The following is a 20171-nucleotide window of genomic DNA, read 5'->3' as shown; positions in this document are numbered from 1 at the left end:
CGCATCGTTATCCGGCAATTCGCGATTACTCTTCGTGGTCTTCCCACGCCAGCGCGCGTTTGACCGCTTTCTTCCAGCCGCTGTAACGGTAGTTACGCTCGGTGGTTTCGATGCCAGGGCGGAATTCACGTTCGATGACCGCTTTTTCCTGCAGTTCATCAAGGTTCTGCCAGAAACCGACTGCCAGACCGGCCAGGTAGGCCGCACCCAACGCCGTGACTTCACGCACTTCCGGACGCTCAACGCGCGTGCCAAGAATGTCAGACTGGAACTGCATCAGGAAGTTGTTGGCGACCGCGCCACCGTCCACGCGCAGGGCGTGCAGGCGAATGCCGGAGTCTGCCTGCATCGCTTCCAGTACGTCGCGGGTCTGGTAGGCAATAGATTCCAGCGTTGCACGGATGATGTGGTTGGCGTTCACACCACGGGTCAAGCCGAAGATCGCGCCACGCGCATACGGGTCCCAGTACGGCGCGCCCAGGCCGGTGAAGGCGGGGACGACGTACACGCCGTTAGTGTCCTTCACTTTGGTCGCGAAATACTCGGAATCGAAGGCGTCGCTGATGAGCTTCATTTCATCACGCAGCCACTGAATAGAAGCGCCCGCCATAAACACAGCGCCTTCCAGCGCATAGTTCACTTCCCCGGTCGGGCCGCAGGCGATGGTGGTCAACAGGCCGTTTTCGGATTTCACCGCTTTTTCGCCGGTGTTCATCAGCATAAAGCAGCCGGTACCGTAGGTGTTTTTCGCCATCCCTTCCTTCACGCACAGCTGGCCGAACAGTGCAGCCTGCTGGTCACCGGCGATACCGGAGATCGGAATACGCGTGCCGCCTTTACCGCCGATGTTGGTCTGACCGTAGACCTCGGAAGAACGGCGCACTTCCGGCAGCATGGCGCGTGGAATATCCAGCGCATCCAGCATCTTGTCGTCCCAGTCCAGCGTGTGGATGTTGAACAGCATGGTACGCGAGGCGTTGGTGTAATCCGTTACGTGTACGCGTCCCTGGGTCATTTTCCAGATAAGCCAGGTATCAACGGTACCGAACAGCAGTTCGCCGCGACGTGCGCGCTCACGAGAGCCTTCGACGTGGTCGAGGATCCACTTCACTTTGGTGCCGGAAAAATACGGGTCAATGACCAGACCCGTGTTATTGCGGATGTACTCTTCCATGCCATCGCGCTTCAGATGTTCGCAGATATCCGCGGTACGACGGCACTGCCAGACAATCGCATTATAGATAGGTTTACCGGTCTCACGTTCCCAGACGATGGTCGTTTCACGCTGGTTAGTAATCCCGATAGCTGCAATCTGCTCGGAACTGATGTCCGCTTTCGCCAGGACTTCCACCAGGGTAGAGCTCTGCGTTGCCCAGATTTCCATCGGGTCGTGTTCTACCCAGCCTGCTTTCGGGTAGATCTGCTCAAATTCGCGCTGTGAGACGCTTACGATATTGGCATCATGATCCATCACGACGGCGCGGGAGCTGGTGGTTCCCTGGTCGAGCGCAACGATATATTTTTTCTCAGTCATAATTATTTGTCCCGTAGTCACATTACAGCGAAGCTTTTTGTTGTGAAGTGGTCGTGGTTTCCTTCTCTTCCACGGCACAGATATCGCACGGCAAATGGCGACCGATCAGCTTGCGATAGGCGAAAGCACCCAAAATAGCACCAACGATGGGGCCAAACAGCGGCACCAGGAAGTAAGGAATATCTTTGCCACCGGTGAAGGCGACATTACCCCAGCCTGCAAGCCAGGCGAACGCTTTCGGACCGATGTCACGTGCCGGGTTCATCGCAAACCCGGTCAGTGGGCCCATGGATGCGCCGATAACCGCAATCAGTAAACCAATCAACAAAGGAGCCAGCGGGCCACGCGGTACACCGTTACCGTCATCAGTCAGTGCCAGAATAAGCCCCATCAGGATAGCGGTAATCACCATTTCAACCGCGAAGGCCTGCACAAAATTGATATGTGGGTTGGGATACGTTGAGAAAGTGCCGGCCAGATCAACACTCTCAATGCTGCCACGTACAATGTGGTGCGTTTGTTCGAAGTCGGCGAAAAGATTGTAGTAAAGCCCGTAAACTAACGCCGCTGCGCAAAAGCCACGGCAAATTGAGAAAGGATAAAAGGAACAACTTTGCGCTTGTCGAAACACGCAAACAGCCACAACGCGATAGTGACTGCCGGGTTGAGATGTGCGCCAGACACCCCTGCGGTCAGGTAGATAGCCATGGCTACCCCCAATCCCCAGATGACGCTGATTTCCCACTGTCCAAAAGACGCACCCGCGACTTTAAGCGCAGCGACACACCCCACACCGAAGAAAATCAACAACCCGGTACCGAGGAATTCAGCAATGCACTGGCCTTTTAAGGTTGATGTTTGACTCATAATCGGATCCTGAAGAGTTTAATGTTTATTGTATGCGAGGAGGTCACTGACGTCCGCGATGCCCTGTAGGCACACTGTTAATTTATCGTTAACGAGCACAAACGAGAAATATCGAACTTAAAATGTGTGTACTCCGTCAATAAATGAGCGTTTTCGCGCCATGAGGCGCGTTTTGTTATACAAAAATAGTGTGAGCTGAATCATTTCATTAACCAAAGCGTTAACACTTAAGGGTTAGGCCGTCGATGTCTGTAAGAGTCGACTGAAAAGTGTTGCAAACCGCAATCAGCGCGGGATGCCGCTGGACAGGGAGAGCGGGGCTTCATACAATCGGCACTATATATTGTGCGCGTTCACGTGAAGCGTCGCCTTGCAATTCAGGAGAGTATGACCATGTCTTTAGAAGTGTTTGAGAAACTGGAAGCAAAAGTACAGCAGGCGATTGATACCATCACCTTGTTGCAGATGGAAATTGAAGAGCTGAAAGAGAAGAACAGCTCGCTGGCGCAGGAAGTGCAATCTGCACAGCACAGCCGTGAAGAGCTCGAGCGCGAAAATCAGTCTCTGAAAGAACAGCAGAATGGCTGGCAGGATCGTTTGCAGGCATTGCTGGGCCGCATGGAAGAAGTCTAATCCTCGTCATCTTTCACGTTATGGCGGCGTTGGCTGCGCGTATTCACCCCGGTCACGTAGTTTACTACGCTCCTGGGGATTCATTCGCTTGCCGCCTTGCCCTAACGCGAAATCTTTAGAGGATTCCTGAGCAAGTAGCTTGTAGGCCGGATAAGGCGCAAGCCGCCATCCAGTAGCCCGCGATAACCAATAAAAAAGGCACCTTACGGTGCCTTTTTCGATCACTCGATATCGAGCGGGTCTTCGGAGAGGATGATTCCGGTGTTATCGGCGTACAGATGGTCGCCGGAGAAGAAGGTCACGCCGCCGAAATTGACGCGGACATCGCTTTCCCCAATCCCTTCGCCTGCTGCACCTACCGGAATCGCGGCAATCGCCTGAATGCCGATGTCCAGCTCTTCCAGATCGTCTACCTGACGCACCGCGCCGTAGATGACCAGACCTTCCCATTCATTTTGTACAGCCAGACGCGCCAGTTCGGCGTCGACCAGCGCACGACGGACAGAACCGCCGCCATCGACCAGCAGAATGCGACCACGGCCATTTTGTTCGAGCAGATCGTACAGCAACCCGTTGTCCTCGAAACATTTCACCGTGACGATTTGTCCGCCAAACGACGACCGTCCTCCAAAGTTAGAGAACAGTGGTTCCACGACGTTGACATCTTCTTGATAGATGTCACAAAGCTCGGAAGTATCGTATTTCATAGGCTTAACGTTCAGTTGCTGCGAGAATTTTTAGTATATCGCGCTATGCGTACTGTTGGCAAAATCATCAATTGTTAATTGATATTTGTCAGTTATCTTGCCCACTGACTTAAGAAAATCCCGACAACAAACAGCAGGTTAGTCAGCAACGCGGCTTTTACCGTACGTTCAAGCATTGGGCGCATCGCTGCTGGTTCCATCTGGCGCATCACGTAACGCGCCTGTTTTACCAGTACCGGTGCGGCCAGCAGGAACAACCAACCCCACGGACTTTGCAGCGAAAGCAGGTTAAACAGCGCCAGGCAGATCAGCGTGCCTATCAGCAAGCAAGCGTGGTAACGACGGGCATTTACGGCGCCGAGGCGGACAACCAGCGTGTTCTTGCCGTTTTCCCGGTCACTGTTGATATCGCGCAGGTTATTGATGTTAAGCACGGCGGTGGCCAGCAGACCGCAGGCGGTAGCCGGAAGGATTAACGCCGGGATCAGCGTATGCGCCTGCAGATACCAACTCCCCATCACGCTCAACCAGCCAAAGAAGACCAGCACGGAAATATCGCCCAGACCGATATAGCCATAAGGACGATTGCCCACGGTATAGGTGATGGCGGCAATGATCGACAGTACGCCAAGCACCAGGAAGCCGACAAAATCCGCCGGTGTGCGGCACGCCACCGCAACCAGCGACAGACCGGACACGCAAATGAGTACCACGGTGATGATCAGCGCGCGCTTCATCTCCTGTTGGGTGATCACCCCTTTTTGCATCCCACGCAACGGCCCAATGCGATCCGGCTTATCACTGCCTTTAACGGCATCACCATAGTCGTTGGCGAGATTTGACAGGATTTGCAGAAGCCCTGCCGTAATGAGCGCCAGCAAGGCGACCAGCGGATCAAAATATCCCTGCCACCATGCCAGGGCAGTACCGACGATGATCGCCGCGAAGGCGAGCGGTAGAGTCTTGGGTCGTAAACTTTCCAGCCAGGCCTGGGAGCGGCTAATTTGTTGTTGTTCAGTCATATTTAGCGCCAATAAAAATGGGGCCTTTCAGCCCCATCAACAATGATGAAAATGCAGTGAACGCGATTATAGGATAAAACGGCTCAGATCTTCATCTGCGACCAGCGCATCCAGATGTTTGCTCACATAATCCGCATCAATTGTTATGCTTTGACCGTTCAAATCGCTCGCATCATAGGAAATATCTTCCATCAGACGCTCCAGAACGGTGTGCAGACGACGGGCACCGATGTTTTCGGTGGTCTCGTTAACCTGCCATGCTGCTTCAGCTATACGCTTGATACCGGATTCCGTAAACTCAATGTTGACGCCTTCGGTCGCCATTAGCGCTTTGTACTGCACGGTAACAGAAGCGTTAGGTTCCGTCAGAATACGTTCGAAGTCGCTGGTAGTCAGCGCCTGCAGCTCTACGCGAATCGGCAGACGACCCTGCAGTTCCGGGATCAGATCGGACGGTTTTGCCACCTGGAATGCGCCAGAGGCGATAAACAAAATGTGGTCGGTTTTGACCATACCGTGTTTGGTCGAGACGGTGCAGCCTTCAACCAGCGGCAGCAGGTCGCGCTGTACGCCTTCACGGGACACGTCCGGACCCGAGGATTCGCCGCGCTTACAGATTTTGTCGATTTCGTCGATAAATACGATCCCATGCTGCTCAACGGCGTCGATAGCTTCCTGTTTCAGCTCTTCCGGGTTCACCAGTTTGGCCGCTTCTTCTTCAATCAGCAGCTTCATCGCGTCTTTGATTTTCAGCTTACGCGCTTTCTGCTTCTGTCCACCCAGGTTCTGGAACATGGACTGCAGTTGGCTGGTCATCTCTTCCATTCCCGGAGGCGCCATGATTTCCACGCCCATCGGTGCGGCGGCAAGATCGATCTCGATTTCTTTATCGTCGAGCTGGCCTTCACGCAGTTTTTTACGGAACGCCTGACGCGCAGCGGACGGTTCAGACTGTTGCTCCGCCTGGCCCCAGTTATTTTTCGCCGGTGGGATCAGCACATCAAGAATGCGCTCTTCTGCCATCTCTTCCGCACGATAGCGGTTCTTTTCGATCGCCTGGACGCGAACCATTTTAATGGCGGCATCGGTCAGATCGCGGATGATAGAGTCGACTTCTTTACCGACATAACCCACTTCGGTGAATTTTGTTGCTTCCACTTTAATGAACGGCGCGTTGGCAAGCTTTGCCAGACGACGGGCGATTTCGGTTTTACCGACACCGGTTGGGCCGATCATCAGAATGTTTTTCGGTGTAACTTCATGGCGCAGCTCTTCGTCGAGCTGCATGCGGCGCCAGCGGTTACGCAGTGCAATCGCCACGGAACGCTTGGCGTTATCCTGGCCGATGATGTGCTTGTTCAGTTCGCTGACGATTTCGCGTGGGGTCATTTCAGACATGGGAGATCCTTACGCTTTAGACGGTAATTCTTCAATGGTATGGAAATGGTTGGTGTAAATGCAGATATCACCTGCAATATCCAACGCTTTTTCAGCAATGTCGCGAGCGCCGAGCTCGGTGTTTTCCAGCAGAGCACGTGCCGCAGCCTGGGCGTAAGGACCGCCGGAGCCGATGGCAATCAGATCGTTTTCCGGCTGCACGACGTCACCGTTACCGGTGATGATGAGGGAGGCGGTTTCATCCGCGACCGCCAACAGCGCTTCAAGTTTGCGCAGCATGCGATCGGTACGCCAGTCTTTCGCCAGCTCAACGGCGGCTTTAACCAGATGTCCCTGATGCATTTCCAGCTTGCGCTCAAACAGTTCGAACAGCGTGAACGCATCCGCCGTACCGCCCGCAAAGCCAGCAATGACTTTGTCGTTGTACAGACGACGCACTTTCTTCACGTTGCCTTTCATGACGGTGTTACCCAGTGTGGCCTGACCATCACCGGCGATAACCACCTGGCCGTTACGGCGTACGCTTACTATTGTTGTCACGAGCAGACCCCTTGGTTACAAATGCAGAATACAAGCCCCGCACGGTGTGCGGGGCGTAATGCAAGTATAGATGGGGGAGATTTTGGGGGTTTCAACCCCCGGAGGCGAGTCGAATACAGTTTGTGTGACCTGCCATCTTCAGACGGCTAATGGTGCTGTCGGCATTCTCTTTGCCTTTCACCGGCCCGATGACCACGCGGTTCCAGCCATTATTGGTGGTGATTTTGGAGTCAAAGCCTTCGAAAGCTAACTGTGCACGCACGGTTTCTGCCTGTTCTGCGCCTTTAAACGAACCACATTGTACCATCCAGCGACGTTCGTCTTTCTTCTCTGTCGTCGGCTTCGGTGCCTCTGGCACGCGCTCAACCGGTGCGGCTGGCTGTGTTTTTGGCTGCGATGCCGTGGTGTGCGCCGGGGTCTGCAGCAGATCCTGGTACGGTTGCGACGTCGCAGCGGGTTTCTGCGTCTGCGTGGCAGGCTTCGACGGCTGCTGCACTGGCGCCGTTTGCGCAGTACGCGTTTGCGTCTGTGGCTGCGTACGCGGCTGTTGAACCGGCGGCGTGCTGTTCCACTGCTGCTGTTGCTCAACCTGACGTTGCTGAGCCTGGCGCTGCAACGTTTGCTGACGTTGTGCCGGTGTCTGCTCGTTCCACGGCACTTCGTTGAGCTGCGTCGGTTGCTGGCGCATGTCGGCCTGCATTTGCGCAAGTAACTGGCGCTGTTCTTCAGTCAGTTGATCCGGCTTCATGACTTCACCACCGGCTGACGGTTCTGTGGGCGCACGTACGCCCGGCTGACGGCTTTCCAGCTCTTTAATATAGCGCCAGCGCTCTTCCGGCTTTGGCGGCAGCCCGTTGCCGGTCACTTTCTGACCCTGCAACGTTTCGGATTCTTCTTTTTTATGATGCGTAATGAAGTACAGACCACCGATAAAGGCCACAAGCACGGCGGCGGCAATGGCGACCATTGCGGGCGATACCGCAGACGTGTTGCGTTGCTTTTTCCGTGAGGTGCTCTTTTTGCGCCGCGAAGGTGCCGGTTGGCCGCGACGTACATAATCTCGTTGTGCCACTATCGTTTCGCTGTATTGATTCGTTCGTCAGCCCGCCATGTTACTTAAGCGGCGGGCCTTTGACCAGACACGGTGTCTGAAAGGTTTACGTTAAGGCGCGCGTCGTACCCCGAAGGATTAACTCACAATCCATTAAACGCGAGCCGCTGTTGACATTTTGCCCCTGAATTTGGTCAAGCAGCAACAGCATCGCTTCGCGACCAATTTCGAAACGCGGTTGCGCAACGGTGGTCAGCGGCGGATCGCAAAACTCCGCCAGGGCGATGTTGTCGAAACCAATAATCGACAGGTCATCCGGGACGTTGATGCCCTGGCGTTTGGCCCATGAGAGGGCACCAAGCGCCATGACATCGCTATGACAGAATACCGCTGTCGGTGGTTGCGGCAAGTCGAACAGTTGTTTAAGCGCATTGCCGCCAGCTTCGTAGGTAAAATCCCCACGGGCGATATAGTGCGGATCAACGGTAATACCGCAACGACGCAGCGCCTGCACGTAGCCCTGCAAGCGGTAATGACACAGCGGCATTTCTTCCGGCCCGGCAATACAGCCAATGCGCTGATGTCCCAGCTCATGCAGGTAGTTCACGGCATTGAAGGCGGCGGTCAGGTTATCGATATGGACGGTAGGCAGTTCCAGTTCCGGCGCAAACTCGTTCGCCATCACCATCGGCGGCAGATTGCGCTGCTCTTCAATACTGGCGTCAAACGGCAGACGAGAGCCCAGCAGCAGCATGCCATCAATTTGCTTGGTGATGATCAAATTGACGAAGGTTTTTTCCTGCTGGTTCTGATGCGCACAATCGCCGATCAGCACCAGATAGCCATGACTGGCGGCGGTGACCTCGATCCCACGGATCAGTTCGCTAAAGAAGGGATCGCAAATATCCGGAACAATCACCAGGATGGTTCGCGATTCATTACGTTTAACGTTGCGTCCCGCCGCCTGCGGTAAATACCCGACCTCTACAGCTGCCTGTTCAACCCGGTTTCGGGTGGACTGAGAGACTTTATCCGGGTTCATTAGCGCGCGAGACACGGTTGCCGTTGAGACTTTCGCCTTCATGGCAACATCTTTCATTGTAGCGGCAGCAACCTGCTTATTCGGTTTCACTCTTTCTCCTCGCCTGGGAAATCCGGCGCAGCACAATCCCTGTTTAAATTCACATCGGAAACATTTTTATCAGATAGCGAATGGAAACGGTTACAGAATTTTCATAAAAAGTGTGATGGGTGTTAAATTTTACGATCCGCCTCGCATCGTGAGGGGGTTATCCCTCAATAGGATCGACATCCAGTACCCATTTCACCTTGCGTGAATCCGGTAAGGTATTGATGAGCGCGAGCGTTCCGCTGACGATATGTTGCAAACGAATTCGTGATGGATGTTGCAATAAAATCTGCCAGCGATAGCGTCCGCCGCGCTTCGGCGCCAGCGCCGGAACGGGGCCTAACACCCAGAGCTTGTCATCTGCCAGCGGGCTGGCCTGGATCAGATTACGCAGCTGCTGCAAAAACAGTGAAGCCTGCTGATTATTATGATCTTCAGCACGCACGATGACGTGGCTGGTCCACGGCGGCAGTTGCATCGTTTGGCGTTCGGCCAGCGCCTGTTCGGCAAATGCATCATAGCCTTTATGCAACAGAGTTTGCAGCAGCGGATGTTCCGGATGGTGAGTCTGCAAAACCACTTCCCCCTGTTTGCCTGCGCGTCCTGCGCGTCCGGACACCTGAGTATAAAGTTGGGCAAAGCGCTCCGCCGAGCGGAAGTCTGCGGAGAACAACGCGCCATCCACATCCAGCAGCGCAACCAGCGTCACATCAGGGAAGTGGTGACCTTTTGCCAGCATCTGGGTGCCGATCAGGATCCTTGCGCCGCCGCGATGGACTTCCGCCAGATGTTGCTCAAGCGATCCTTTTCGGCTGGTGGTATCGCGGTCAATGCGGGAAATCGGCACGCCGGGAAAGAAGGGGGCTAAGGCTTGTTCAAGCTGCTCGGTGCCTAACCCGACCGGCACCATATGCGTGGAGCCGCAGGAGGGGCACTGACGCGGCACCGGGCGCTGACTGTCGCAGTGGTGGCAGCGCAAGTGGTGCTGCGCCTGGTGCAGGGTGTAGTAGTGATCGCAACGCGGACACTCTGCAATCCAGCCGCAGTCGTGGCAAAGCAACGCAGGCGCAAAACCCCGGCGGTTGAGGAATAAAATTACCTGGTTATCGGCCTGTAAATGCTGGCGCATACGGGCGATTAACGCCGGTGCCAGGCCTGCCTGCACCTGTTGACCTTTTAAATCGAGTACATGCTGAGTGGCGGGGCGTGCGTTTCCGGCACGACGCGTCAGGCGCAGCATGCGGTATTTTTTCTGCCTGACATTGCAAAGCGTCTCAAGCGCCGGCGTTGCCGAACCGAGGATAATCGGGATGCGTTCACTATGGGCGCGCCAGACCGCCAGATCGCGGGCATGGTAGCGCCAGCCTTCCTGCTGTTTATAGGAACTGTCGTGTTCTTCATCGATCACGATCACGCCAAGATTTTTAAACGGTGTAAATAAGGAGGAACGGGTGCCAATAACGATCGCGGCTTCGCCGTTTTTCGCCTTCAGCCAGGCAGAGAGGCGTTCGCTGTCGTTGAGAGAGGAGTGCAGCACTTCCACCGGCGCGTTGAAACGTTCGCGAAAGCGGGCGATGGTTTGCGGCGTCAGGCCAATTTCCGGCACCATTACCAGCGCCTGTTTACCCTGCGCGAGGACGTTTTCCAGTACGCTCAGGTAAACTTCGGTTTTACCTGAGCCTGTCACCCCTGCCAGCAGCCAGGCGGAGAAACTGTCTGACGCACTGTGAATGGCGCCAACGGCGGTGGCCTGTTCGGTGTTCAGGCGCAGACGTTCGCCGCAGACCGCGTAATTTGTGCGCCAGTCGCTAAAACCAGGCGTTTCGCTCGCCAGTTCGCACAAGCCTTTTTTACGCAGCGCCTGAAGCGCGGCATCGTTGAATTCGAGAGCAGCCACCTGATCGCGCCAGATTTTCCCCTGCCGTAACGCAGCCAGTGCCTGCTGCTGTTTGGGGGAACGCTTCAGGCTATTGAGATCAACCACCTGACCCTCTTCGGTGGCAAACCAGTACCACATTGGCGTGTTGGTAGCAGGTTTCCCCTGACGCAACAGGATGGGCAGAGCGTGGAACAGCACATCGCCGATGGGATGATGATAATAATCCGCCGCCCAGATCAGCAGACGCCAGACAGAGGTCGAAAAGAGCGGTTCATCATCCAGCACGTCAACGATCGCTTTCAGTTCATTCAGCGGCAGCTCGCTTTTGTCGCTGACCGAAACCACGATCCCGACGCGCTCTTGCTGTTTGCCAAACGGCACGCGCACGCGACATCCTGCCTTGACGCTGCTCATGCCTTCCGGCAGAAGATAGTCAAAGGTGCGGGGAAGCGGAACGGGTAAGGCAACGCGCGCTACGGGCATAAATCGTCCTGACTTGAAATCTGGCGGGTTAGTATACACATTAGTCGTGGGTGACGAGCGAATCAGTTTGCATGAGTGGGCTAATTTCTGTATGATTCGCCGCCTTTGATGCAAATTGATTGTGTCAAACTATACTATCAACATCGCGTGGTGTCTGGCGTTAGGGCTGGAAGAGCGACGCGGCCTTAAACTGAGGTTTCCCATGAAAAAAGATATTCACCCGAAATACGAAGAAATTACTGCTACCTGTTCTTGCGGTAACGTCATGAAAATCCGCTCTACCGTTGGTCACGATCTGAACCTGGACGTGTGCGGTAAATGCCACCCGTTCTACACTGGCAAACAGCGTGACGTTGCAACCGGTGGCCGTGTTGACCGCTTCAACAAGCGTTTCAACATCCCGGGCAGCAAATAAGTTTCAGCTGTCAAAAAAAAGCGCCGACTGGCGCTTTTTTTGTCTCTGAAATTTATCTGTTCCATATATATCATTAATGTCTTGAATAAATAACGCCATGGCAAATTGAAATGGTGTTTTTAATTTATCGATAAATTGTTTCTGTTGGTGATGTCTGTCTCTCTTATCTTCCTTTTTTTGCCATGATTTTTATTTGCTGGCAAAATTTAAAAGGTTTTAACTTTCCCACTTAAATAAACTTCACTTCGTAATATAAAATTATCCTTGTTTTCATCATTGCATTTTTATCGTTGTGATGTTGATAAGGTCAGATTGTTTTTGATGTATTCTATTGAGAGGGATTGCTATGAAGCGTGGATATGCGTTATTACTTATTCCAATATTATCTGGAGCCGCTCATGCTGGCTACGTAGATTATCGTCATGAATATTATGACGACGGACGTAACTATGACCGTGTTTATATGTCCCATCGTTTTGCCAGTGGATTTGGCGTTGCGGTAGAAGCGATTTCGCGCTCTGATGATTCGGATCCAAAACATCCGGTTAATAACATGGAGACGAACGGTAACGAGTACACGGCCAGTTACCAGTTCACCTGGCAAGACCTTGTCTGGCAACCGGGACTGGCGATAGAAACAGATGAAGGTCAGGCAATCTATAAGCCGTACTTGCGTGTGCAATATAATATCAATGATAGCTGGTGGACGGCATTCCGCTATCGTTTTGAGTATACTCGTCGCAATTCAGAAGTCAGAGATGATCGAATGGTTTATCGCCCGGAGGCCTGGTTGGGCTATAACCTTCATGACTGGATGTTTGAACTGAACGGTATTTATAAAATCGCAGACAGTGAAGATTTATATAATAATAAAAAAGAAGACTATGAACTTAACTTTCGCGTTGCCTATAAAATAGGTTCCTGGATTTCTTTTGCTGAAGTGGGTAACGTCTCTTCCGGCTATAATACAGCGACAACCGACGATCGTCAGACACGTTATCGTATTGGTATTGGTTATACTTTCTGATTAATAAATTCTTCTCTATGACATATTCCTGTGCGGTAAGCGTATTTTTTTTTTTGCCGCGCGTACTTCATGCTTAATAATCAGGGAATCCAGATGAATAAGCGAAAAATAGGTCTTGTGAATTACCTCGCCTATGGCTCAGGTGATTGTCTTGGCGCAGGGACAACCGCGCTGACTGCGGCATGGTTATTATATTTTTTCACCACCTTTTGCGGATTAACACCAATAGAGGCGACGTTTATTTTTGCGATGGCGAGAATTTTGGATGCGGTGGTCAGTCCGCTGATGGGATATCTGACGGATAGCTTTGGCAATACGTGGTTGGGAAAACGATTTGGTCGACGGAAGTTCTTTATTTTACTGGGTATTCCCTGCGTTTTCTCCTATAGCCTGATGTGGATGGAGGGAATGAGCTACTGGTATTATCTGGCCGCCTATCTGTTGTTCGACGTGGTCTACACCATGATTTTGGTGCCTTATGAAACGCTGGTTCCGGAAATGACCGACGACTTCAGGCAGAAAACGAAGTTTTCCGGGGCGCGTATCGCGATGGCGCAACTGTCAGCGATCCTGGCGGCTTTTTTACCCGGTATTTTGCTGAACCATTTTGGTAAGGACAATGCCATCTCCTTCTTTTACGCCAGCCTGGTGTTCGCCATTATGTGTGCCGTGGTGCTGACTTTCGTCTGGATCTTTACCTGGGAACGTGAACGTAGTGCGGAAGAGCTGGCGGTGCAGGCGCAAAAGCTGACTCTGGGGCAGAGTCTGCATCGCCTGGTGATTGAGCTGAGCTCAACGTTTCGCATTCGAATTTTTCGTCTGCATCTCGGGATGTATCTCGGCGGCTATATTGCGCAGGACGTTTTCAACGCCGTGTTTACCTATTACGTGGTGTTCGTGCTGATGCAAAGCCCAACGCTGGCGTCCAATCTCATGGGGACGATGGCGATCCTGCAGTTTATCGCCGTGATGGCGATGATCCCGCTGTGTATCCGTTTTGGCCCGGCGCCGTCGTATCGTGTGGTGGTGCTGCTGTTTGGTCTGGGCGCGCTGTCATACTCCGCACTGTACTATAGCGGGATGAGCGACAATTCGGCGCTGTTGCTGCTGATTTCCGCGGTGGCCGGTCTGGGGCGCGGCGGCATCAATTATATCCCGTGGAACATTTATACCTATATTGCGGATGTGGATGAGGTCATCACCGGACAGCGTCGCGAGGGGATATTTGCGGGCATCATGACCCTGACTCGCAAAGCGTCTCAGGCCGGTGCCGTAATGTTGGTCGGCATTGTGATGCAGTATTCCGGTTTTGTCTCAGGACAGGCCACTCAGGTGCCGGGTGTCAGCCATACCATCATGCTGATTCTGAGTTTCGGTACGGTGGCGGTGCTCTGCATGGGATTCCTGGTTTCACTGCGTTTTCGATTAAACCTGAAAACGCACAAAGTACTGCGCGAAGAGACACTGAAAATGCGTCAGGCCGGAGGGGTTACCCCGGACGCGATCACACCTCAGGCGCGCCAGACCGTGGAGATGCTGGCTGGTATGCCGTACGAACAGCTGTGGGGAAACAATACGATTGGTTATGTAAACCGGCAGAAGGCGCAGTACCATCAGCCAGCCTGATCCGAGAGAGCCAAACCGATAATCACCATGAAAAAAAGCAGAAGCGTGGCTTCTGCTCTTTTCTGCATCAATATTCCCACGTCTCCGGGTCGATGCCCAGTTCGCGCATAATTTCTTTCGCCGCTTCCGGGATTTCATCGCTACGCTCTTTGCGCAGGTCTGCATCGTTTGGCAGGGGTTGTCCGGTAAAAGCATGCAGAAACGCTTCACACAGCAGCTCGCTGTTGGTGGCGTGACGCAGGTTGTTCACCTGACGACGCGTGCGTTCATCGGTGAGGATTTTTAACACCTTCAGAGGAATGGAAACCGTAATTTTCTTTACTTGCTCACTCTTCTTACCGTGCTCAGCGTATGGGCTGATATATTCGCCGCTCCATTCAGCCATGAGATACCTTAATCCTCTTCGTCATTAATATGGGGCAAGACCATACTATTAGTATGCCTACTCGCCGTAATTCCGCATAGTTTACCGTACAGGCGATACCGTGACACGGATTAAGCACCTGTAGTTGTGCGCTAATGCAGATAATTTTAACGGCTATTTCCGGTTTGCTCAATCTATACGCAAAGAAGTTTAGATGTCCAGATGTATTGACGTCTATTGTTAACCTGTTTACTCTGGGACCTGACTTTTCATCGACTCAGCTCAGGAACACCCTAACATGACGCGTAAACAGGCCACCATCGCAGTGCGTAGCGGGTTAAATGACGACGAACAGTACGGTTGCGTCGTTCCGCCGATTCACCTTTCCAGTACCTATAATTTTACCGGTTTTAATGAGCCGCGCGCCCATGACTATTCCCGTCGCGGTAACCCGACGCGCGATGTGGTCCAGCGTGCGCTGGCCGAACTGGAAGGCGGTGCGGGTGCGGTACTGACCAATACCGGTATGTCGGCGATTCATCTGGTGACGACCGTGTTCCTGAAGCCCGGAGATCTGCTGGTTGCGCCACATGACTGCTACGGCGGCAGCTACCGCCTGTTTGACAGCCTGGCGAAGCGCGGATGCTATCGCGTGCACTTTGTCGATCAGGGAGATGAGCAGGCGTTGCAGGCCGCGCTGGCAGAAAAACCTAAACTGGTGCTGGTAGAAAGTCCGAGTAATCCGCTGTTACGCGTGGTGGATATTGCGAAAATCTGTCAACTGGCGCGTGAAGCCGGGGCCGTCAGCGTTGTCGATAACACTTTTTTAAGCCCGGCGCTGCAAAATCCGCTGGCATTGGGCGCCGATCTGGTGTTGCATTCATGCACGAAATATCTGAATGGTCACTCTGACGTCGTGGCGGGCGTGGTGATAGCCAAAGATCCGGAAATCGTCACCGAACTGGCCTGGTGGGCGAATAATATCGGTGTGACCGGCAGCGCGTTTGACAGCTACCTGCTGCTGCGCGGGCTGCGTACGCTGTCGCCGCGCATGGAAGTGGCGCAGCGTAATGCACAGGCGATCGTCGATTACCTGCAAACCCAGCCGCTGGTGAAAAAGCTGTATCACCCGTCGCTGCCAGAAAATCAGGGGCATGACATTGCCGCGCGTCAGCAGAAAGGCTTTGGCGCAATGTTGAGTTTTGAACTGGATGGCGATGAGCAGACGCTGCGTCGTTTCCTGAGTGGGCTGTCGTTGTTTACGCTGGCGGAATCTTTAGGGGGAGTGGAAAGCTTAATCTCTCACGCCGCAACGATGACGCATGCTGGCATGGCGCCAGAAGCGCGTGCGGCCGCCGGGATCTCCGAGACGCTGCTGCGCATCTCCACGGGTATTGAAGATGGCGAAGATTTAATTGCCGACCTGGAAAATGGCTTCCGGGCTGCAAACAAGGGGTAAACATGAGTGTGATTGCGCAGGCAGGGGCGAAGGGTCGTCAACTGCACAAATTTGGTGGTAGTAGTCTGGCTGACGTGAAGTGTTATCTGCGCGTCGCGGGCATCATGGCGGAATACTCACAGCCTGACGACATGATGGTGGTTTCCGCTGCGGGCAGTACGACCAACCAACTGATCAGTTGGCTGAAATTAAGTCAGACCGATCGCCTCTCTGCGCATCAGGTACAACAGACCCTGCGACGCTATCAGTGTGAACTGATTAGCGGCTTGCTTCCCGCCGACGTGGCGGAGGCATTAACCAGCCTGTTTATCAGCGATCTGGAACGTCTGGCCAATCTGCTGGACAGCGGCGTGAATGACGCCGTTTATGCGGAAGTCGTGGGCCACGGTGAAGTATGGTCAGCGCGTCTGATGTCGGCTGTGCTCAATCAGCAGGGCATGGAGTCGGCCTGGCTGGATGCGCGTGAATTCTTACGCGCTGAGCGCGCTGCGCAACCGCAGGTGGATGAAGGGCTTTCTTACCCGCTATTACAGCAACTGCTGATCCAGCATCCGCAGAAACGTCTGGTCGTGACCGGTTTTATCAGTCGTAGTAATGCGGGTGAAACGGTGCTGCTGGGCCGTAATGGTTCTGACTACTCCGCCACGCAGATTGGCGCGCTGGCGGGCGTTTCCCGCGTTACCATCTGGAGTGACGTGGCCGGGGTTTACAGCGCTGACCCGCGTAAAGTCAAAGATGCCTGCCTGCTGCCGCTGCTGCGTCTGGATGAAGCCAGCGAGCTGGCGCGTCTGGCGGCACCGGTTCTGCACGCCCGTACGCTGCAGCCGGTTTCTGGCAGCGATATCGATCTCCAGTTGCGCTGTAGTTATACGCCAGATCAAGGCTCCACGCGCATTGAGCGTGTATTAGCTTCCGGGACCGGTGCGCGTATCGTGACCAGCCATGATGACGTCTGCCTGATTGAATTTCAGGTGCCCGCCAGCCAGGACTTTAAGCAGGCGCATAAAGATATCGATCAGGTCCTCAAGCGTGCACAGGTGCGTCCGCTGGCCGTTGGCGTCCATACCGATCGTCATCTGCTGCAGTTCTGCTATACCTCGGAAGTGGCCGACAGTGCCCTGCGAATCCTCGATGAAGCCGGTCTGCCGGGTGAACTGCGATTGCGTCAGGGGCTGGCGCTGGTGGCGATGGTGGGCGCAGGCGTCACCCGTAACCCGCTGCACTGCCATCGTTTCTGGCAACAGTTGAAGGGACAGCCGGTAGAATTTACCTGGCAGTCGGAAGAGGGCATCAGCCTGGTGGCCGTACTGCGTACCGGCCCAACGGAGAGCCTGATTCAGGGTCTGCATCAGTCCATATTCCGCGCTGAAAAACGCATCGGCCTTGTGCTTTTCGGCAAGGGCAACATCGGCTCCCGCTGGCTTGAGCTGTTTGCCCGCGAGCAGAGCACGCTCTCGGCGCGTACCGGATTTGAATTTGTGCTGGCCGGGGTGGTGGATAGCCGTCGCAGCCTGCTGAACTACGAAGGGCTGGACGCCAGCCGGGCGCTGGCGTTCTTCAATGATGAAGCCATTGAACAGGATGAAGAGTCGCTGTTCCTGTGGATGCGCGCACACCCGTATGACGATCTGGTGGTGCTGGATGTGACCGCGAGCGAACAGCTGGCGGATCAGTATCTCGACTTTGCCAGCCACGGTTTTCACGTCATCAGCGCCAACAAGCTGGCTGGGGCGAGCACCAGCAATAAGTATCGCCAGATCCACGACGCGTTTGATAAGACCGGGCGCCACTGGCTGTATAACGCGACCGTGGGTGCGGGGTTGCCGATCAACCACACCGTGCGCGATCTGATCGACAGCGGCGACACCATCCTGTCGATCAGCGGGATCTTCTCCGGCACGCTGTCCTGGCTGTTCCTGCAGTTTGATGGCTCTGTGCCGTTTACCGATCTGGTGGATCAGGCCTGGCAACAGGGACTGACGGAGCCGGATCCGCGCGTTGACCTGTCGGGTAAAGATGTGATGCGCAAGCTGGTGATTCTGGCACGCGAAGCAGGCTATGACATCGAGCCGGATCAGGTCCGCGTTGAGTCGCTGGTTCCCGCGCATTGTGAAGAAGGCTCAATCGACCACTTCTTTGAGAATGGCGATGAGCTGAACGATCAGATGGTGCAGCGTCTGGAAGCGGCCCGTGAAATGGGGCTGGTACTGCGCTATGTGGCGCGTTTCGACGCCAATGGCAAAGCGCGTGTTGGCGTGGAAGCGGTTCGCCCGGAGCATCCGCTGGCAGCGCTGCTGCCGTGCGATAACGTCTTTGCTATCGAAAGCCGCTGGTATCGCGATAACCCGTTAGTGATCCGCGGGCCCGGTGCCGGGCGTGACGTCACTGCCGGGGCGATTCAGTCGGATATTAACCGTCTGGCGCAGCTGCTGTAGTTTTTTGCCGGATGGCGCAGTGCGCTTATCCGGCCGATGGTTCGGGCGTAATTCAGGCCGGATAAGATGCTTCAGCATCCTGTCCGGCGTGTTACCGACCAGCAAACACCTCTTTTGCGGCGAACAGACCGTTCAGCGCCGCCGGGAAACCGGCATACACTGCCATCTGCATCATGACCTCAATAATCTCCTCCTGCGTTAACCCGACATGCAGCGCGGCAGCAATGTGAACCTTCAACTGCGGTGCGGCGTTGTCCAGTGCGGTTAAGGCGGCGACGGTGGCGATTTCCCGACTGCGTAAATCCAGTCCGGGGCGGGAATAAATGTCGCCAAAAGGAAACTCAATCAGATAGCGAGCGAAGTCGGGAGCGATGTCCTTCAGGCTCTCGACGACGGCATCGCCGCCTTTGCCATCAACCTGCTGTAGCATGTTCTGACCGGTGATAAAGCGTTCTGAATGCATAGTGTCTTCCTCATCTGTTAGTGATGACGTGAGGATAGGGTGGGTGGAATGATTTGGATAATACCGTTTCCGTGATACCTTTTCGGTATGACAACACCGCTTCTGCACTCTCTGGATATTCGCCTGCTGCGTTACTTTGCCGTGGTGGCGGAAGAGAACAACATGAGCCGGGCAGCCCTGCGACTGTTTATGTCGCAACCGCCGCTTAGCCGCCATATACGCCAGCTTGAAGAACGTCTGGGGGTGACGCTGTTTGTCCGTCATACCAAAGGGTTGACGCTGACGAATGAGGGGCTGCGCGTGCTGGAGATCGTGCGTCCGCTGCTGGAACAGCAGGATAAAACCTATGCGGCCCTGAATCAGCTTGCGCCAGACGGCGTGCAGTCGTTGCGTCTGGGGCTGACGACGGCATTTGAGCAGGGCGTTTTCGCCGCGCTGGAAACGCAACTGAATACCCGGGTTGATACCCTGCGTCTTGTGCGCCAGGGCTCGCCCGATCTCATACGTCAGGTGCGACGCGGAAAACTGGATGCTGCCGTGGTGGCGTTGCCGCTGGAGACCGCCGGACTGACCATCACGCCGCTCGACTGGCGTGAGCCGCTCATCGCAGCGCTACCTGCCATTTGGTCAGAGGCTGGCAGTGACACCCTCTCCCTGAAAGCACTTAATCACCGGCCGCTGTTCTGGTTTAGCCGGGAACGAAATCCGGCCTTCTTTGACGCTACGCGGGCACGCTTTCAGCGTATAGGTTACGCTCCTGCCTGTCTTGAAGAGCCGCTGGAGCATGACGTTCTGCTGGCGCGAATAGCCCATGGCGATGGTCTGAGCTTATTCCCTGCTTCCTTTGCCGCTATTCAGCGTCAGGGCGTGGTTTTTCGACCACTGAGCGAGGGTGAACTCAGCATTCAGGTGGGGCTGGCGATGTTGCCGGAGAACGCTGCCCGCTTACAATGGCTGAAAAGCATGATGCTGTCCGCTGGTATAGCCCACTAACGTGAATTTTTTTCATCTTCCCTGACTTTTCCTCACCATCAACGATGATTTTTCAGTTGACGTCATCGTGCTTTTCCGTCATTTTTACATCTGGACGTCTAAACGGATAGATGTTCACAACACAACATATAATGACAAGCGATTGA

At 54.4% G+C, this 20171-nt stretch carries 17 protein-coding genes and 1 pseudogene; 7 read left to right on the top strand and 11 right to left on the bottom strand.

The annotated features are described in order from the left end of the window. Positions 1 to 25: 25 nt before the first annotated feature. Both glpK and glpF read right to left on the bottom strand, forming a co-directional pair. Positions 26 to 1534 carry a glycerol kinase GlpK gene (glpK, locus tag KI228_RS21050; RefSeq protein WP_061069491.1) on the bottom strand — a complete coding sequence of 503 codons (1509 nt, stop codon included), beginning with the start codon at positions 1532 to 1534 and terminating at the stop codon, positions 26 to 28. A gap of 22 nt (positions 1535 to 1556) precedes the next feature. Further along, positions 1557 to 2401, bottom strand: a pseudogene (gene glpF, locus KI228_RS21045) (glycerol uptake facilitator protein GlpF). 387 nt (positions 2402 to 2788) lie between these two features. On the opposite strand from glpF, the gene zapB reads away from it, so the two are divergent. Continuing rightward, positions 2789 to 3034 (top strand): septal ring assembly protein ZapB, encoded by a 246-nt coding sequence (gene zapB / locus KI228_RS21040; RefSeq protein ID WP_090050665.1) that lies wholly within the window; start codon positions 2789 to 2791, stop codon positions 3032 to 3034. A gap of 221 nt (positions 3035 to 3255) precedes the next feature. On the opposite strand, the gene rraA is transcribed toward zapB, so the two are convergent. The 7 genes from rraA to priA all read right to left on the bottom strand — a co-directional run bounded on the left by rraA (position 3256) and on the right by priA (position 11243). Next, positions 3256 to 3741 carry a ribonuclease E activity regulator RraA gene (rraA, locus tag KI228_RS21035; protein WP_042998924.1) on the bottom strand — a complete coding sequence of 162 codons (486 nt, stop codon included), beginning with the start codon at positions 3739 to 3741 and terminating at the stop codon, positions 3256 to 3258. Between the two features lie 92 nt (positions 3742 to 3833). After that, positions 3834 to 4763 carry a 1,4-dihydroxy-2-naphthoate polyprenyltransferase gene (gene menA, locus KI228_RS21030; RefSeq protein ID WP_042998925.1) on the bottom strand — a complete coding sequence of 310 codons (930 nt, stop codon included), beginning with the start codon at positions 4761 to 4763 and terminating at the stop codon, positions 3834 to 3836. A gap of 66 nt (positions 4764 to 4829) precedes the next feature. Continuing rightward, positions 4830 to 6161, bottom strand: coding sequence for an ATP-dependent protease ATPase subunit HslU (gene hslU, locus KI228_RS21025; RefSeq protein WP_044257468.1), 1332 nt, complete (start codon positions 6159 to 6161; stop codon positions 4830 to 4832). Positions 6162 to 6170: 9 nt separating this feature from the next. Then, entirely contained in the window at positions 6171 to 6701 is a 531-nt protein-coding gene (hslV, locus tag KI228_RS21020; RefSeq protein WP_044257469.1) for an ATP-dependent protease subunit HslV, read from the bottom strand. A gap of 91 nt (positions 6702 to 6792) precedes the next feature. Continuing rightward, the gene (ftsN, locus tag KI228_RS21015; RefSeq protein WP_042998927.1) at positions 6793 to 7773 is read right to left on the bottom strand and encodes a cell division protein FtsN; all 981 of its coding nucleotides are present in this window, start codon (positions 7771 to 7773) and stop codon (positions 6793 to 6795) included. Between the two features lie 85 nt (positions 7774 to 7858). Next, positions 7859 to 8884: a DNA-binding transcriptional regulator CytR gene (cytR, locus tag KI228_RS21010; protein WP_044257471.1), complete on the bottom strand. Its 1026-nt coding sequence runs from the start codon at positions 8882 to 8884 to the stop codon at positions 7859 to 7861. A gap of 157 nt (positions 8885 to 9041) precedes the next feature. Further along, complete coding sequence (priA, locus tag KI228_RS21005; RefSeq protein WP_104010287.1) at positions 9042 to 11243, bottom strand: primosomal protein N'; 2202 nt, start codon at positions 11241 to 11243, stop codon at positions 9042 to 9044. A gap of 202 nt (positions 11244 to 11445) precedes the next feature. Between priA and rpmE the strand changes: the two genes are divergently transcribed. From rpmE to KI228_RS20990, 3 genes are all read left to right on the top strand, one after another. Beyond that, complete coding sequence (rpmE, locus tag KI228_RS21000) at positions 11446 to 11658, top strand: 50S ribosomal protein L31 (RefSeq protein WP_042325590.1); 213 nt, start codon at positions 11446 to 11448, stop codon at positions 11656 to 11658. A gap of 346 nt (positions 11659 to 12004) precedes the next feature. Beyond that, complete coding sequence (locus KI228_RS20995; RefSeq protein ID WP_061069492.1) at positions 12005 to 12685, top strand: oligogalacturonate-specific porin KdgM family protein; 681 nt, start codon at positions 12005 to 12007, stop codon at positions 12683 to 12685. Positions 12686 to 12778: 93 nt separating this feature from the next. Then, complete coding sequence (locus KI228_RS20990; protein WP_044257477.1) at positions 12779 to 14311, top strand: MFS transporter; 1533 nt, start codon at positions 12779 to 12781, stop codon at positions 14309 to 14311. Positions 14312 to 14378: 67 nt separating this feature from the next. Here the strand turns inward: KI228_RS20990 and metJ are convergent, their stop codons facing one another. Beyond that, positions 14379 to 14696 carry a met regulon transcriptional regulator MetJ gene (gene metJ, locus KI228_RS20985; protein ID WP_042325599.1) on the bottom strand — a complete coding sequence of 106 codons (318 nt, stop codon included), beginning with the start codon at positions 14694 to 14696 and terminating at the stop codon, positions 14379 to 14381. 277 nt (positions 14697 to 14973) lie between these two features. Here metJ and metB point away from each other — a divergent pair, with 277 nt between their 5' ends. Beyond that, entirely contained in the window at positions 14974 to 16134 is a 1161-nt protein-coding gene (metB, locus tag KI228_RS20980) for a cystathionine gamma-synthase (RefSeq protein WP_044257479.1), read from the top strand. A gap of 2 nt (positions 16135 to 16136) precedes the next feature. Then, positions 16137 to 18569 (top strand): bifunctional aspartate kinase/homoserine dehydrogenase II, encoded by a 2433-nt coding sequence (gene metL, locus KI228_RS20975; RefSeq protein ID WP_046401646.1) that lies wholly within the window; start codon positions 16137 to 16139, stop codon positions 18567 to 18569. Positions 18570 to 18660: 91 nt separating this feature from the next. Here the strand turns inward: metL and KI228_RS20970 are convergent, their stop codons facing one another. Beyond that, the gene (locus KI228_RS20970; protein WP_212807525.1) at positions 18661 to 19032 is read right to left on the bottom strand and encodes a carboxymuconolactone decarboxylase family protein; all 372 of its coding nucleotides are present in this window, start codon (positions 19030 to 19032) and stop codon (positions 18661 to 18663) included. Between the two features lie 87 nt (positions 19033 to 19119). On the opposite strand from KI228_RS20970, the gene KI228_RS20965 reads away from it, so the two are divergent. Further along, positions 19120 to 20025: a LysR family transcriptional regulator gene (locus KI228_RS20965; protein ID WP_061069493.1), complete on the top strand. Its 906-nt coding sequence runs from the start codon at positions 19120 to 19122 to the stop codon at positions 20023 to 20025. Positions 20026 to 20171: the final 146 nt, after the last annotated feature.

This window comes from Citrobacter amalonaticus (assembly GCF_018323885.1).
Lineage (GTDB): Bacteria > Pseudomonadota > Gammaproteobacteria > Enterobacterales > Enterobacteriaceae > Citrobacter_A > Citrobacter_A amalonaticus.
This window is presented reverse-complemented; position numbering and strand designations above follow the sequence as displayed.

Excerpts from the sequence above, each read along its gene's own strand:
- glpK (WP_061069491.1), bottom strand. The coding sequence starts at position 1,534 with ATGACTGAGAAAAAATATATCGTTGCGCTCGACCAGGGAACCACCAGC.
- zapB (WP_090050665.1), top strand. The coding sequence starts at position 2,789 with ATGACCATGTCTTTAGAAGTGTTTGAGAAACTGGAAGCAAAAGTACAG.
- rraA (WP_042998924.1), bottom strand. The coding sequence starts at position 3,741 with ATGAAATACGATACTTCCGAGCTTTGTGACATCTATCAAGAAGATGTC.
- menA (WP_042998925.1), bottom strand. The coding sequence starts at position 4,763 with ATGACTGAACAACAACAAATTAGCCGCTCCCAGGCCTGGCTGGAAAGT.
- hslU (WP_044257468.1), bottom strand. The coding sequence starts at position 6,161 with ATGTCTGAAATGACCCCACGCGAAATCGTCAGCGAACTGAACAAGCAC.
- priA (WP_104010287.1), bottom strand. The coding sequence starts at position 11,243 with ATGCCCGTAGCGCGCGTTGCCTTACCCGTTCCGCTTCCCCGCACCTTT.
- rpmE (WP_042325590.1), top strand. The coding sequence starts at position 11,446 with ATGAAAAAAGATATTCACCCGAAATACGAAGAAATTACTGCTACCTGT.
- KI228_RS20995 (WP_061069492.1), top strand. The coding sequence starts at position 12,005 with ATGAAGCGTGGATATGCGTTATTACTTATTCCAATATTATCTGGAGCC.
- KI228_RS20990 (WP_044257477.1), top strand. The coding sequence starts at position 12,779 with ATGAATAAGCGAAAAATAGGTCTTGTGAATTACCTCGCCTATGGCTCA.
- metJ (WP_042325599.1), bottom strand. The coding sequence starts at position 14,696 with ATGGCTGAATGGAGCGGCGAATATATCAGCCCATACGCTGAGCACGGT.
- metB (WP_044257479.1), top strand. The coding sequence starts at position 14,974 with ATGACGCGTAAACAGGCCACCATCGCAGTGCGTAGCGGGTTAAATGAC.
- metL (WP_046401646.1), top strand. The coding sequence starts at position 16,137 with ATGAGTGTGATTGCGCAGGCAGGGGCGAAGGGTCGTCAACTGCACAAA.
- KI228_RS20970 (WP_212807525.1), bottom strand. The coding sequence starts at position 19,032 with ATGCATTCAGAACGCTTTATCACCGGTCAGAACATGCTACAGCAGGTT.
- KI228_RS20965 (WP_061069493.1), top strand. The coding sequence starts at position 19,120 with ATGACAACACCGCTTCTGCACTCTCTGGATATTCGCCTGCTGCGTTAC.